This is a genomic window from Streptomyces acidicola (genome assembly GCF_009377235.1).
Lineage (GTDB): Bacteria > Actinomycetota > Actinomycetes > Streptomycetales > Streptomycetaceae > Streptomyces > Streptomyces acidicola.
In genome coordinates, this window is record NZ_VMNX01000088.1 from 1 (window position 1) to 14,572 (window position 14,572).

Genomic DNA, 14,572 nt, shown 5'->3' on the forward strand with positions numbered 1-14,572 from the left:
CCTCCCCTCCGCTCCCCTCCGCCGACGCAGCTCGCGTTCACGACGGGCCGGCCGCAGGACCGCGGAAGCCCGGGCATCCGCCCGATGCGGGGCCGACGCAAGAAAAACCGGCCTGGTCGTCCGATGACGACCAGGCCGGTCATGTGGTGTGGAGCCTAGGGGAGTCGAACCCCTGACATCTGCCATGCAAAGACAGCGCTCTACCAACTGAGCTAAGGCCCCGGAAGGGCAGCATCCACCCGGAGGATTTCGCCACCGGGAGGCGCCGCAGACCAGAGTACCGGGTCACCCCCGGGATCTCGCAAAAAGATTGGGGGTCCCCGTGAACGACCACTCTCCGTAAGATGCACGTCGTGGTTCGCTGGAGCGAACCGCGGTATTTGGGGAAGCGATGGGGAGACGCAATGGACGCCGCACAACAGGAAGCGACCGCAAGAGCCCGGGAGCTGCAGCGGAACTGGTACGGAGAGCCGTTGGGGGCGCTCTTCCGTAGGCTCATCGACGACCTGGGGCTCAACCAGGCTCGTCTGGCGGGGGTTCTGGGGCTGTCCGCGCCGATGCTGTCGCAGCTGATGAGCGGTCAGCGCGCCAAGATCGGCAACCCTGCGGTGGTCCAGCGCGTTCAGTTGCTGCAGGACCTTGCGGGGCAGGTCGCTGACGGCAGCGTGAGCGCCGCCGAGGCGACCGAGCGCATGGACGAGATCAAGAAGTCGCAGGGGGGCTCCGTGCTCAATAACACCACGCAGTCGACGACGAGTTCGGGGGCGCCCACGGTCAAGCGGGTGGTCCGCGAGATCCAGTCGCTGCTGCGCTCGGTGGCGGCCGCGGGAGACATCATCGAGGCGGCGGACACCCTCGCCCCGACCCACCCGGAACTGGCAGAGTTCCTCCGGGTGTACGGCGCCGGCCGCACCTCCGACGCGGTCACCCACTATCAGACCCACCAGAACTGAGCCCAAGTCCCGGTCGCCGCCGGGGAGGGTTCGGCGACCGGGAGTACGACCGGCGGGAAAGTCGAGGGCGGAAGCAGTGGACAACGTCGCCGGAGCACGGGAACCGGCACTGGAGCAAGCAGCAGTGAGCGGAAGCAGGTAGAGGTAGCAAGGAGCTGACAGCGGGTTCCCGTGCGGCCCGGAATCCGGGAGGCCGAATATGCGCGTCACGGCAGGGAAGCCGAATATGCGCGAACACCCGAGCGGGCCGAAGGGAGCCAAAGCGCTCGCCTGGGAACCAGCCGAGGGGGGAGCCGAAGGGGGAGCGACGCACAACCATGGGTGAGGTCTTCGCCGGCCGGTACGAACTGGTCGACCCGATCGGGCGCGGAGGGGTCGGCGCCGTGTGGCGCGCCTGGGACCACCGCCGGCGCCGCTATGTGGCGGCCAAGGTTCTGCAGCAGCGCGACGCACACTCCCTGCTGCGCTTCGTACGGGAACAGGCCCTGCGGATCGATCACCCCCATGTGCTCGCGCCCACCAGCTGGGCCGCCGACGACGACCAGGTTCTGTTCACCATGGAACTGGTCACCGGAGGCTCACTGGTCAACCTCGTCAACGACTACGGCCCACTGCCGCCCGCCTTCGTCTGCGCCCTCCTCGATCAGCTCCTCTCCGGGCTCGCCGCGGTGCACGCGGAGGACGTCGTGCACCGCGACATCAAGCCCGCCAACGTTCTGCTGGAGGCCACCGGCACAGCCCGGCCGCACCTCCGCCTCTCCGACTTCGGCATCGCGATGCGCCTGGGCGAACCCCGGCTGACCGAGACCGACTACGTGGTGGGGACACCCGGTTACTTCGCGCCCGAGCAGATGCTGGGCGCTGAGCCCGACTTCCCCGCCGACCTGTTCGCCGTGGGCCTGGTGGCCCTTTACCTCCTTGAGGGCGCCAAACCGGACGCCAAGGCACTCATCGAGTACTTCGCCGACAGGGGCACGCCCGGGCCTCCGAAGGGTGTTCCGGAGCCTCTCTGGCAGGTCGTGGCCACGCTTCTGCAGCCCGACCCGAACGCCCGCTTCCGCTCGGCCACGGGTGCCCGCAAGGCTCTCGTCTCCGCCGCCGAACTCCTTCCCGAGCCCGGCCCCGACGACGAGCTGGTGGAGGTCTTCGACCAGCTCGGTCCACTTCCCACGGGGTTCGGACCGAACGGCCCCCTGAGGAGGGCCTCGGGGCTGGACACGGGCGTCCGCCCGGGTACGAGCACGGGTGCGGGCTCGAACACGAACAGTGGCACCGGTACGCCTTCCTGGCCCGCGGCCGGGTCCGGCAGCAGTAACCCGTTCTCGCCAACTCCCGAGCCGGGCAGAGGCGCTGACGCGCCACCTCCGCGGTCGGGCCCCGGTGGCATACCGTCGGCCGGCTCGGATGTCACGCCGATGCCGCCGCCCGAGCCACCGCCGCTGACGTCGGGCAATGGCATGGGAGCCGCGCCGCCGTCTCCCTCGCCGGGCTCCATACCCCGGCGTCCGTCCACACCACCGCCCATGCCCCGGAACGCACCGTCTCCGATCGGCTCAGACGGTGGGCAGTGGGAGTACGCGGTGGACACCGGAGCCCATGAGCGCCCGGTCGGACCCGAGTATGCGGAGAGTGCCCCGGGTGCCGTACAGCCAGAGTCCGGCCCCATCGCCGTACCGCCGCGCCCCGAGCGCGACCCCGAGCCCGTGCAGCCGTCCACGATGTCGGACACCGGCAGCTTTCATCTCCCGCCGCCGCAGGGCCAGGTGACCGATGCTTCCGCCCAGGCGCCGACGCGTGACGAGGAGCATCAGGCACCGCACCACCCACATCAGCAGCCCGAGCAGCCGCCCACTCCTCCCACGCCGACCGCGCTGCCGCCCCAAGACCCTCAGGCCCCCTTCTACGCACCGCACCATTCCGAACCCCCGCATGTGCTCTCCCCCCAGCCGCACCCGCCCTTGAGTCACCTGTCCCCCGAGAACCCCTCTCAGGCGCCGACGACCGCGGTGCAGCAGCACGCTTACGTCTCTACTGGTTCATACACCGCTCAACCCCCGCAGGTTCCACGTCGGTCGAGAAGAATCTCGCGACGTCGCCCGGGCCCGCCCGCCAAGGTGGCCGTGCCGGTCCTCCTGCTCGCGCTGGCCTGCTTCGCGGTGGGTTTCTGGGCCCTGGCTCAGCTCTGACCAGCGCGGCCCCACCTCCGGCTCGCCCCTGGACCCGGCTCTGCCCTTCCTCGCCGAGCCGGTACCTCAGCCCGTCGGTGCCTCAGCCCGGCGCCCGGCACGCCCGCCTGCAAGCTCGATCTGAGCTCTACCTGTGAGCTCGACCCGAGCTCTACCCGTTAGCTCAACCTGAGCTCGACCTGCGAGCTCGCCGCTTCCGTCTATCTCCGTGGCGCCCCGTGCCCCGGCCCCCTCACCGCCACCCCGTGCTCGGCGGCCACCACTCCCGTCCGCCGCCGCGCCACGACCGTCCAGACCCCGAGTCCCAGGACGAGCAGGCTCCCGGTACCGATTCCGGTCACGGCGACCAGCTTCATCGCGGTGTCGTCGTCTCCGATGCCCTGAGCGCCGTCCGAGGCCCCCGTGGTCCCGGATTCCTCGCCGCCCCCGGAGCCTCCGGTACCCCCGGCGCCCGTCGCACCACCCACCGACCCGCTCTCGGCAGTCTCCTGGTCCTCGGCTGTGACCTCGAACACCCCCACCGGATCGGAGGTCCCCAGATACCCCGGCCCTTCGGCCGCAGAACCGGTCACTCGTACCCGCAGCGTCAGCCCGAACGGCCCGTCGCCGAACCGGTCGGCGACCGGCGCCCCGAGGTGCACGGCGAGGTAGTACCAGCCCGCGAACCGCATGCCGCTCATCTGGTCGTCGCGGGCGAAGCGGTTGTCATAGCGGACGGGAGGCAGCGGGTCCAGGTCCGCGGACCTCTGACGGCCGTCGTAGCCGGCCGTCGCGTCATCCACGAATCCACGTACGGGGTTGTAGAGGGACATGACCAGCGCGTTGCCCACATAGCCGTCGTCGCCGCTGCTGGAACTGCCCAGCTCGGCCGTGGCGTACAACTGCTGTCCCCAGTCGACGGGCACCCGGTAATAGAGCGTCTGCCCGGCCCGGATGCCGTCCGTGTCCTCCCAGACCCCCTGAGCCACCGCGCTCGCCGTCGTGAAGCTCGAACCGCCCCTGCGGCGCTTGGCGTCGCCGGTGACGGCCGCGGGCGACGCGGAGTTCCACACCTCGGGTGCGCTCGTGGAACCGGCCTGTTTCGGGAGTGGCTCCATTACATAACCGAGCTCCAGTCCCCAGGCTCCGTCCGGAGATCCCTGTGTGCCCCGCGATCCCTGCGATCCCTGTGTGCCCAGCGTTCCCTGTGCTCCCTCGGAGGAGGTGACCGTCCCGACGCGCTCGACGAGCACGTAGTACGTTCCGGCCTCCTGGCACATGTACGGATCGCGGCCGATCTGGCGCGACGCCCAGGCAGTTACGGGGTGCGGGCTGCCGGTGGGCCCGAAGCGCGCCGTCTCGGAGGAGCACCGGTGGCCGTTGGCGTCCTGCACGGTCACCTTGACGCCCTCCGCCGAGCCGACCGCCTTGCCCAGGCGGGGGACGGCCGTGGCGGAGACGTACGCGTTGGCCCCGTCGCCGAGTTCGAGGCGGTAGTAAAGCTTGCCGCCCTCACGGATGGAGCTGCGGTACGTCTTCCCGGGAGCGAGCATTACGGCGCCGGTGGTGCTCGGCATGCCGTCGACCCTGGTGGCGTCCTCGGCGAAGGCGTACGGGTCGGGCGTACCGGCCGCCCTGGCCTGTGCGGGCAGCGCCGCCGTCGCACACAGGGCCGCTCCCACAACTGCCAACGCTCGCCACCAGACCGTGCGCCGCCCCATCACGCGCCACCCCCTCGTCGTAGCCCCGGACGCCGCCCATCCTGCCCCGCCGGAGGACATGCCACCCGCACTCTGCGGACGCGGACCCGAAACGCCCCTCTACGAAGACCACAATTTTGCCTCTGCAACCAAATAAGTCACAGTAGCGAACAAGCCAGGCGGTCAGGACAAGCAGTCAAGCCAGGCGGTCAGGACGGCCGAGAACACAAAACCCCGACCGCGAGGCGGCCGGGGTCTGCTCTGAGACTGATGTCGATAGCTGCAGACACTCACGAACCCGTGGGCACGGAGTCAGTCGCCTCCGTCCACAGATCCTGCTCGGCGCGATCCGCCTGGATCTGGCGGTACACGAGGAGCCCGCCGATGGCGGCCAGTGCGACCAGGAGAAGCTTCTTCACCGCGCTACCTCGTCTTTCCTTGACGTAGGGGACCTCTGGCGCCCGACTATACACACCGATCGATATCGATCGGTGACCTGCATCGGCCCTCAACTCCGGCCCGGCACACAGCAGTAGAACCGGACGTCGCCGTTCCGATGAAAGGCCGATCACGCCGCACGAAGCGCGACATTCACTGGCAAACCACACTCATTACCAACTTTGCCACTTCTCTGCACCCATCCGGGTGGTGTTCATCCGAAGAGCTACGCACCACGAGCGTCGATCCACCACTTTTCGACCCACATACACATCATGAGGAAAGTACGCAAATCGCCCAACCCGAAAGTGAGAGGTCATGGCCCGCAACAAGGTCAGGTCACTGTGGACCGCCGTCGTCACCGCCTTCCTCGCGCTGTGCAAGGCGCTTGGGCTCATCACGACCAAGGCCTCGGCGGCCGTACCGCAGACCGAGCGGGCCTGCAAGAGCACGCCGGCCGTGAAGGCGCCGGCATTGTCCACCCGGGCCCTGTCCCGCGGCCGCTTCCTGCCCCCCACGATGAGGCAGCGCATCCAAGCCGAGGCCCACGGCGCCGCCCCGGCCTGCCGCCAACGCGCATCCACACGGCTCCTCGCGGCCATCCCCACAGCCGCCGTCATGTCCGCCCTCCCTACAGGGGCTCTTCCCTAGCCCCACCTGACCCACGGGCGAACGGGCGAACTTGCGTACACCGCCCACACACGAAGACCCCCACCAGATCTGGTGGGGGTCTTCGTCATGAGGGACCGCCGGCGCTCGAAGATGACATCAAGCGGCGTTGGGGAGTGGTCGCTGGAGTCCGCCCCGGTCCTCCGGCATCTGCTGCGGTTGCTGTCAGCTACTGGTGTCCGTTCCTCGGCGTCGGAACAAGTGCCGGGTGCCGCGTATGAAAACGATGAACACTGCCCGGACGGCCATGAACACGGTGGTGAGGGCGAACGCACGGGCAATCACGAAAGAGATCGTGGCCCAGGGATCGGGTACGTCAAGAAGGACCGAGAGCTCTCCGAGCACTCCGACCACCCCGACCATGAACGGCAGCCATTCCCAGTGAGTCCGTGGGCCCCGCCTCACGACTGTCTGCCGCCTGTGCCGCCGCCGACTGGTTATGCGGCTGAGGATGACGCTCAGGATGATCATCGAAACGGGCACCCATAGGTCCGACCAGTGCACCGTGAGCTGCACGGCTCCTCCCCCCCCTACTGCCCCCTGCCTGTGCGAGGGGCTGATGTCAGCCGTAAACGTCAAAGACCCCCAACCATGACTGGTTGGGGGTCTTGTCACTGGTGGGGCTAACAGGATTTGAACCTGTGGCCTCATCCTTATCAGGGATGCGCTCTAACCAACTGAGCTATAGCCCCGCCGCGCTCTGCGGTGTGTCCCGCGCGCTGACTCCTGAAGATTAGCGCACGACCAGGGCAGTCCCAAAATCGATACCCGGGGAGGGCCGACCGGGGAGGAAGGCGCCCGATGGAGTCATCGGGCAACACCCCCCGCGGCAGCGTCCCGTGCGGTTACTCGTCACTCGTCCTCGGCCAGCGTCAGCTCCACGCCGCCCACGAAGCCCGCGGAGAGGTTGTAGATGAACGCGCCGAGCGTCGCGAGTGCCGTCGCGAGGACGACATCGATAACGGCGATCACCGACGTGAAGATCAGAACGTTCGGCAGGGACAGGAACGCCTGCAGATCGAAGCCGTTCGACTCGTTCGAGCCCGTCGCCTCGGAGATGGTGCCGCCCACCGTCGAGAAGACGCCCATCGCGTCCATGACCATCCACAGCACCGCCGACGCGACGATCGTGCAGACGCCGAGCGCGATGGAGAGCAGGAAGCTGACCTTCATCACGGACCACGGGTCGGCCTTGGCCACCCGCAGACGCGCCTTACGGGTGCGGGGCATGGTGCGCGCACCCGTACGCGGGCGGCGTACGGCACCGTTGGGAGCCTCCGCCGGGTAGGCCTGCGGCGGGTGGTAGGGGGCTGCCGCCTGCTGCGGCTGCCGCTCCCCCGGGAGCGGCGAGGCCGACGGCACAGCGGCGGACGGGCCGGGGTTCGACGGCATGCCGGCCGGCTGCGGCACTGACTGGACCTGCGTTTGCGGCTGTGGCTGGGCACCAGGAACCGCCGGGCCCGCACCAGCAGCCTCGTACTGCTGGTTCTGTGCGCCTCGGGTGTCCGTCACAGTTCCCCCCTGGGATCCATGAGCGTCGGGCGAGCGCGAGTCCGTCGCGCTCGGCTTGATCGCCTTCAGCTGGGTCGTGTGCGAATCCATCGCACCCTCGGCGGAGCCACGGCCGCCGTCCGTTTCGGTACCGGGGGTACCGGTACCGGTCGATCCGGGGCCCGTGGCTCCGCTCACGATGACTCACTCCTCGCGCTACTCAGCCGAGGACAGCTCGCCCTCGCCCGTGTCAGTGGTCGCGGCACCCTCGGCCTCCGGCTCGCCCACGGCGCCTTCGCCGTCGACCTCTTCGGCCTCGCGTCCCGCCTCGGCGTTACGTGCGATACCGACGACGGCATCACGCTTGCCCAGGTTGATCAGTTGGACGCCCATGGTGTCACGGCCGGTTTCCCTGACCTCGTTGACTCGCGTACGAATCACACCGCCGCCAAGCGTGATGGCGAGGATCTCGTCGGTCTCCTCGACCACCAGCGCACCGACGAGAGAACCGCGGTCCTCCACGATCTTGGCGGCCTTGATACCGAGGCCGCCGCGCCCCTGGACGCGGTACTCGTCGACGGGGGTCCGCTTCGCGTACCCGCCGTCGGTGGCAGTGAACACGAACGTACCGGGTCGGACAACATTCATCGAGAGCAGCTCGTCGCCCTCACGGAAACTCATGCCCTTGACACCCGAGGTGGCACGGCCCATGGGCCGCAGCGCTTCGTCGGTGGCCGTGAACCGGATCGACTGTGCCTTCTTGCTGATCAGAAGGATGTCGTCCTCGGCCGAAACGAGCTCGGCTCCGATCAGTTCGTCATCGGAACCGTCCTCCTTTTCACGGAGGTTAATCGCGATCACACCGCCCGAGCGCGGCGAATCGTAATCCTTCAGAGGCGTCTTCTTGACCAGACCGCCCTTCGTGGCGAGCACCAGATACGGCGTCGCCTCGTAGTCGCGGATGGCGAGGATCTCTGCGATCGCCTCGTCCGGCTGGAAGGCGAGGAGGTTCGCGACGTGCTGGCCGCGCGCGTCCCGGCCGGCGTCCGGCAGCTCGTACGCCTTGGCCCGGTACACGCGGCCCTTGTTGGTGAAGAACAGCAGCCAGTGGTGTGTGGTGGACACGAAGAAGTGGTCGACGATGTCGTCTTCCTTGAGCTTCGTGCCGCGGACGCCCTTGCCGCCGCGCTTCTGGGCGCGGTAGTCGTCGGTCTTGGTGCGCTTGACGTAGCCGCCGCGCGAGACCGTGACGACGATGTCCTCCTCGGCGATCAGGTCCTCGATGGACATGTCACCGTCGTAGGGGACGAGCATGGTCTTGCGGTCGTCGCCGTACTTCTCGACGATCGCGGCCAGCTCCTCGCTGACGATGCCGCGCTGGCGGACCGGAGAGGCCAGGATCGCGTTGTACTCGCGGATCTTCGCCTGGAGTTCGTCGTGCTCCTGGACGATCTTCTGGCGCTCCAGGGCGGCCAGACGGCGCAGCTGCATCTCAAGGATGGCGTTGGCCTGGATCTCGTCGATCTCCAGGAGGCTCATCAGGCCCCCGCGCGCGATCTCGACGGTGTCACTGCGCCGGATCAGCGCGATGACCTCGTCGATGGCGTCCAGTGCCTTCAGCAGACCGCGCAGGATGTGCGCCCGCTCCTCGGCCTTGCGCAGCCTGAAGCGCGTACGGCGGACGATGACCTCGATCTGGTGCGTCACCCAGTGACGGATGAACGCGTCGAGCGACAGGGTGCGCGGCACGCCGTCGACCAGCGCCAGCATGTTGGCGCCGAAGTTCGTCTGGAGGTCGGTGTGCTTGTACAGGTTGTTCAGGACGACCTTGGCGACCGCGTCGCGCTTCAGCACGATGACCAGGCGCTGGCCCGTCCGGGACGACGTCTCGTCGCGGACGTCCGCGATGCCGCCGATCTTGCCGTCCTTCACGAGATCGGCGATCTTCTGCGCGAGGTTGTCCGGGTTGACCTGGTACGGCAGCTCCGTGACCACCAGGCACTGGCGGTTCTGGATCTCCTCGACCTCGACGACCGCGCGCATGGTGATCGAGCCGCGGCCGGTCCGGTAGGCCTCCTCGATGCCCTTGCGGCCCACCACCAGGGCGCCGGTCGGGAAGTCGGGGCCCTTGATGCGCTCGATCAGGGCGTCCAGGAGCTCCTCGTGGGAGGCCTCCGGGTTCTCCAGGCACCACTGGGCGCCGGCCGCGACCTCGCGGAGGTTGTGCGGCGGGATGTTGGTCGCCATGCCGACCGCGATACCGGCCGAGCCGTTGATCAGCAGGTTCGGGAACCGGGCCGGCAGGACCGTCGGCTCCTGCGAGCGGCCGTCGTAGTTGTCCGTGAAGTCGACGGTGTCCTCGTCGATGTCACGGACCATCTCCATCGACAGCGGCGCCATCTTGCACTCGGTGTAGCGCATGGCCGCCGCCGGGTCGTTGCCCGGAGAGCCGAAGTTGCCGTTCGAGTCCACCAGCGGCATGCGCATCGACCACGGCTGCGCGAGGCGGACCAGCGCGTCGTAGATCGAGGAGTCGCCGTGCGGGTGGTAGTTGCCCATGACGTCGCCGACGACGCGGGCGCACTTGTAGAAGCCCTTCTCGGGCCGGTAGCCGCCGTCGTACATGGCGTACAGGACGCGGCGGTGGACGGGCTTGAGGCCGTCCCGTACGTCCGGCAGCGCGCGCGAGACGATGACGGACATCGCGTAGTCGAGGTACGAGCGCTGCATCTCCGTTTCGAGCCCGACGGGCTCGATACGAAGGATGGTCTCGCCCTCGGAAGACTCAGGCGTGACTGGAGTGTTCTCGTCGGCCATTGCTGGTGAAGATCCTTCCTGGTGCGGTCAGCGGAGACCGACTCAGATGTCGAGGAAGCGGACGTCCTTGGCGTTGCGCTGGATGAACTGGCGCCTGGCCTCGACGTCCTCGCCCATCAGGACGGAGAACAGTTCGTCGGCCTGGGCGGCGTCGTCGAGCGTGACCTGGCCGAGGACACGGTGGTCGACGTCCATGGTCGTCACGCGCAGCTCCTCGGCGTTCATCTCGCCGAGGCCCTTGAAGCGCTGGACCGAGTCGTCCTTGATGCGCTTGCCGTTCTGGCGACCCAGCTCGATCAGTGCGTCGCGCTCGCGGTCCGAGTACGCGTACTCGAAGTCGTCGCGGCCCCACTTGATCTTGTAGAGCGGGGGACGCGACAGGAACACGTGCCCGGCCTCGACCAGCGGCCGCATGAAGCGGAACAGGAAGGTCAGCAGCAGGGTGTTGATGTGCTGGCCGTCGACATCGGCGTCGGCCATCAGGATGATCTTGTGGTAGCGCAGCTTCTCGATGTCGAAGTCCTCGTGAACCCCGGTGCCGAAGGCGGAGATCAGCGCCTGGATCTCCTGGTTCTGCAGGATCTTGTCGATCCGCGCCTTCTCGACGTTGAGGATCTTGCCCCGGATCGGGAGGATCGCCTGGTACTCCGGGTTGCGGCCGGACTTGGCCGAGCCGCCGGCGGAGTCACCCTCGACGATGAAGATCTCGCACTTGGTGGGGTCGTTCGACTGGCAGTCGCTCAGCTTGCCCGGGAGGGAGGCCGTCTCCAGCAGACCCTTGCGGCGGGTCAGGTCGCGCGCCTTTCGGGCCGCCACGCGCGCGGTGGCCGCCTGGATGGACTTGCGGATGATGTCCGCGGCCTCGTTCGGATTGCGGTCCAGCCAGTCCGTGAGGTGCTCGTGCACGACCTTCTGCACGAAGGTCTTCGCCTCCGTGTTGCCCAGCTTGGTCTTGGTCTGGCCCTCGAACTGCGGCTCGCCGAGCTTGACCGAGATGATCGCGGTCAGACCCTCGCGGATGTCGTCACCCGTGAGGTTGTCGTCCTTCTCGCGCAGCAGCTTCTTGTCGCGCGCGTAGCGGTTGATCAGACCCGTCAGCGCGGCCCGGAAGCCCTCCTCGTGCGTACCGCCCTCGTGCGTGTGGATGGTGTTGGCGAAGGAGTACACGCCCTCGCTGTAGCCGTTGTTCCACTGCATCGCGACCTCGACGGAAAGGAGCTTCTCCTTGTCCTCGGAGTCGATCGAGATGACGGAGGGGTGCACCACGTCTCCCTTACGGGAGTTGAGGTACTTGACGAAGTCAACGATGCCACCCTCGTAGTGGTATGTGACCGTCTTGGCCTCGTCCTTCTCGTCGGCGCCCGCCTCGTCCGCCCCGGCGGTGGCCTTGGCCGACTCGCGCTCATCAGTGAGTTTGATCGTCAAACCCTTGTTGAGGAACGCCATCTCCTGGAAGCGCCGGGAGAGCGTCTCGAAGGAGTAGTCGGTGGTCTCGAAGATGTCGCCGTCGGCCCAGAAGGTGACCGAGGTGCCGTGCTCCTCCATGGCCTCGTGCTGGGCGAGCGGGGCGGTCGGGACACCCAGCTTGTAGTCCTGCGTCCAGCGGTAGCCGTCGGTCTTGACCTCGACGGCGACCTTCGTCGACAGGGCGTTCACCACGGAGACGCCGACGCCGTGCAGACCGCCGGAGACCGCGTAGCCGCCGCCGCCGAACTTGCCCCCCGCGTGCAGCACGGTCAGCACGACCTCGACGGCCGGCTTGCCCTCGGACGGCACGATGCCCACCGGGATGCCACGGCCGTTGTCGACGACCCGTACACCGCCGTCGGCGAGGATCGTGACGTCGATCGTGTCCGCGTGGCCGGCCAGCGCCTCGTCGACGGAGTTGTCGACGACCTCGTACACGAGGTGGTGGAGTCCGCGCTCACCGGTCGAGCCGATGTACATGCCGGGCCGCTTGCGGACCGCGTCCAGCCCTTCGAGGACGGTGATGGCGCTGGCGTCGTACGAGGCGTTGCCCTCGCTGTTCTCGCCGGCGTCGGTGGACGGGATGTTCTCGTTGGGGTTGCCGGAATCGGCCACGAAGCGCCCTTTCTGGCACAGCACAAGCCAGGCTCCCGACGGGTTCGCCGGGATGACTGCCGCATGTTGCGGTGGAAGCCTTTGTCAGCGTTGCACGGTGTTTCCGAAGCGGTCCCCACAAGTGGGGCGGGATTGGGCTCCAGTCTACCGGTAGCGCTGACAGTGATGGGGGTTTGCCGGTACCTGAGTCCGCATGTGCCGCCCTGAACCGGTCTCGGCCGACTCCCCATATGCGGAACGGGGCTCCAAGAGGCTCACAGAGGCACTCAGCGCTTCCGGGCGTCAACCCATCGCTACTCCCTTACGGGGGCGGCGCTCGCAACCGCGTGCGATCACGAGAACCGGCACGAACAGACGGTCGAAGAGCTATCAAATCGACCCCAACCATCCCGTGACGGATTCGTCCGTGTGAATCCGGTCACTGCATGGCCGCGCTTCTCAGCGAGGCTCAGCCGTAGGTGTCCCCGGGACCCGTGCTCCCGGGCGCGCGCAGCGGGCCGAAACGCCGGGCAGGGCCCGAGGGACCGTGCACCAGGAGCCGCCGCACCCTGCCGTGGCCGAGGTCCTCGTTGAGGCGCGCGACGATCTGGGGAGCCAGCAGACGCAGGTTCGTCGCCCAGGCCGTGGAGTCGCAGCGCACGGTCAGGACCCGCTCGTCCTCGTCGTACTTCTCCGGGACGCAGTGCTTGGCCACGTCCTCGCCGACGAGCTCGGGCCAGCGGCCCATGACACCGCCGACGGCGGCCGGCGTCTCCCAGCCGCGCTCGGTGATCAGACGGTTGATGGCGGAGCCGAGCGCCATCGGGTCGCGGCCGTCGGCGCGCGCTCCGGAGCGCAGCCCGCCACCGCGCCGAGCCTGCCTCTTCTGCTGAGCGGCATCCCCACGCGCGCGTGCCGCCTCTTTCGCAGCCCGCAGCGCCACGCGCGCCAGGTCCACGCCGGACGGCTCAGGGGCCTTCCGCGGCACTGGTCCGGAGGCTTTCGGTGCGGATCCGTCGGTGCTCATGCGCGCTCCACAGTGCCGTCCGACACGGTGTACCGCGTCCCCGTCAGTACATCCGGTACGTCGTCCTCGACCGCCGCGGTCACCAGAACCTGCTCCCCAGGGGCCACGAATTCCGCGAGGCGCTCCCTCCTGCGGGCGTCGAGCTCGGCGAACACGTCGTCGAGCACGAGCACCGGCTCGTTCCCCTCCGCCCGCAGCAGGTCGTACGACGCGAGCCGTAGCGACAGGGCATACGACCAGGACTCGCCGTGTGACGCGTACCCCTTCGCGGGCAGCTGACCGAGTTTGAGAACCACGTCGTCCCGATGCGGTCCCACAAGGGTGACGCCCCGCTCGATCTCCTGCTTGCGAGCCTCGGTGAGGGCTGTCACCAGCTGCTCGTAGAGCTCCTCGCGTGCCTGGCCGACGATGCCGGGCGCGGAGGGCTTGTACTCCAGGGCCACCGGCCCGCCGCCGGGCGCGAGCTGCTCGTACGCCTTGTCGGTCAGCGGCTGGAGCGTGGCGACCAGGTCGAGGCGCTGCGCGAGCAGCTCGGCGCCCGCGCGGGCGAGGTGCTGGTCCCACACGTCGAGCGTGGACAGGTCCATGGTGCGGCCGCCATGGCGACGGGCCAGCGCGGCCGTCTTGAGGAGGGTGTTGCGCTGCTTGAGGACCCGGTCGTAGTCGGAGCGGACGCCCGCCATGCGCGGCGAGCGGGCGGTGACCAGCTCGTCGAGGAAGCGACGCCGCTCCCCCGGATCGCCCTTGACCAGGGCGAGGTCCTCGGGCGCGAACAGCACCGTTCGTACGATGCCGAGCACATCACGCGGCCTGACCTGCGAGGACCTGTTGATGCGGGCGCGGTTGGCCCGGCCCGGGTTCAGCTCCAGCTCGACGAGTTGCTGGCGCTCGCCCTGCCTCACCTGCGCCCGGATGACCGCCCGCTCGGCTCCCATACGGACCAGGGGCGCGTCCGACGCCACCCGGTGGCTGCCGAGGGTCGCGAGGTAGCCGATCGCCTCGACCAGGTTCGTCTTGCCCTGCCCGTTGGGGCCCACGAACGCGGTGACGCCCGGGTCGAGCGGGACCTCGACCCGGGCGTACGAGCGGAAGTCGGCCAGCGACAGGTGCGTGACGTGCATGGTCGGGTGCCGACCTCCCCCAACGTGGTGCTTCGGGCGTCCCCTGCTGCCGGGCCGCCGTGGCCTGCGATTTTCCCCCGGTTGTCCACGGCTTGTGGACAACCGGGCCACTCCTGAGGGTGTCACGGAG

The 14,572-nt window shown here is 68.5% G+C and carries 10 protein-coding genes and 2 tRNA genes; 3 read left to right on the top strand and 9 right to left on the bottom strand.

The features are described from left to right. Positions 1-149: 149 nt before the first annotated feature. Positions 150-222 (bottom strand) — tRNA-Ala (locus FPZ41_RS22640). A 182-nt stretch (positions 223-404) separates the two neighbouring features. Here FPZ41_RS22640 and FPZ41_RS22645 point away from each other — a divergent pair. Next, on the top strand, positions 405-953 hold the full coding sequence (locus FPZ41_RS22645) for a helix-turn-helix domain-containing protein (RefSeq protein WP_152865352.1): 549 nt from the start codon (positions 405-407) through the stop codon (positions 951-953). 317 nt (positions 954-1,270) lie between these two features. Continuing rightward, entirely contained in the window at positions 1,271-3,139 is a 1,869-nt protein-coding gene (locus FPZ41_RS22650) for a protein kinase domain-containing protein (protein ID WP_152865354.1), read from the top strand. Positions 3,140-3,339: 200 nt separating this feature from the next. Here FPZ41_RS22650 and FPZ41_RS22655 read toward each other — a convergent pair whose 3' ends face one another. Together FPZ41_RS22655 and FPZ41_RS48560 are read right to left on the bottom strand one after the other, a co-directional pair. After that, on the bottom strand, positions 3,340-4,800 hold the full coding sequence (locus FPZ41_RS22655; protein WP_322620587.1) for a hypothetical protein: 1,461 nt from the start codon (positions 4,798-4,800) through the stop codon (positions 3,340-3,342). A gap of 308 nt (positions 4,801-5,108) precedes the next feature. Beyond that, positions 5,109-5,237, bottom strand: coding sequence for a DLW-39 family protein (locus FPZ41_RS48560; RefSeq protein WP_003999697.1), 129 nt, complete (start codon positions 5,235-5,237; stop codon positions 5,109-5,111). A 337-nt stretch (positions 5,238-5,574) separates the two neighbouring features. Here FPZ41_RS48560 and FPZ41_RS22665 point away from each other — a divergent pair, with 337 nt between their 5' ends. Next, entirely contained in the window at positions 5,575-5,907 is a 333-nt protein-coding gene (locus FPZ41_RS22665; protein WP_152865358.1) for a DUF6344 domain-containing protein, read from the top strand. Between the two features lie 633 nt (positions 5,908-6,540). Here the strand turns inward: FPZ41_RS22665 and FPZ41_RS22670 are convergent. The 6 genes from FPZ41_RS22670 to recF form a co-directional block, all read right to left on the bottom strand. Further along, positions 6,541-6,617 (bottom strand) — tRNA-Ile (locus tag FPZ41_RS22670). 160 nt (positions 6,618-6,777) lie between these two features. After that, positions 6,778-7,614, bottom strand: a complete 837-nt coding sequence (locus tag FPZ41_RS22675; RefSeq protein WP_322620576.1) for a DUF3566 domain-containing protein — start codon at positions 7,612-7,614, stop codon at positions 6,778-6,780. 18 nt (positions 7,615-7,632) lie between these two features. After that, on the bottom strand, positions 7,633-10,233 hold the full coding sequence (gene gyrA / locus FPZ41_RS22680) for a DNA gyrase subunit A (RefSeq protein ID WP_152865359.1): 2,601 nt from the start codon (positions 10,231-10,233) through the stop codon (positions 7,633-7,635). A 42-nt stretch (positions 10,234-10,275) separates the two neighbouring features. Beyond that, positions 10,276-12,339 (bottom strand): DNA topoisomerase (ATP-hydrolyzing) subunit B, encoded by a 2,064-nt coding sequence (gene gyrB / locus FPZ41_RS22685; RefSeq protein WP_131561831.1) that lies wholly within the window; start codon positions 12,337-12,339, stop codon positions 10,276-10,278. 424 nt (positions 12,340-12,763) lie between these two features. Further along, the gene (locus FPZ41_RS22690; protein ID WP_152865361.1) at positions 12,764-13,321 is read right to left on the bottom strand and encodes a DUF721 domain-containing protein; all 558 of its coding nucleotides are present in this window, start codon (positions 13,319-13,321) and stop codon (positions 12,764-12,766) included. Next, positions 13,318-14,442 (bottom strand): DNA replication/repair protein RecF, encoded by a 1,125-nt coding sequence (gene recF, locus FPZ41_RS22695; RefSeq protein WP_152865363.1) that lies wholly within the window; start codon positions 14,440-14,442, stop codon positions 13,318-13,320. The genes FPZ41_RS22690 and recF overlap by 4 nt, the downstream gene beginning before the upstream one ends. Positions 14,443-14,572 lie beyond the last annotated feature (130 nt).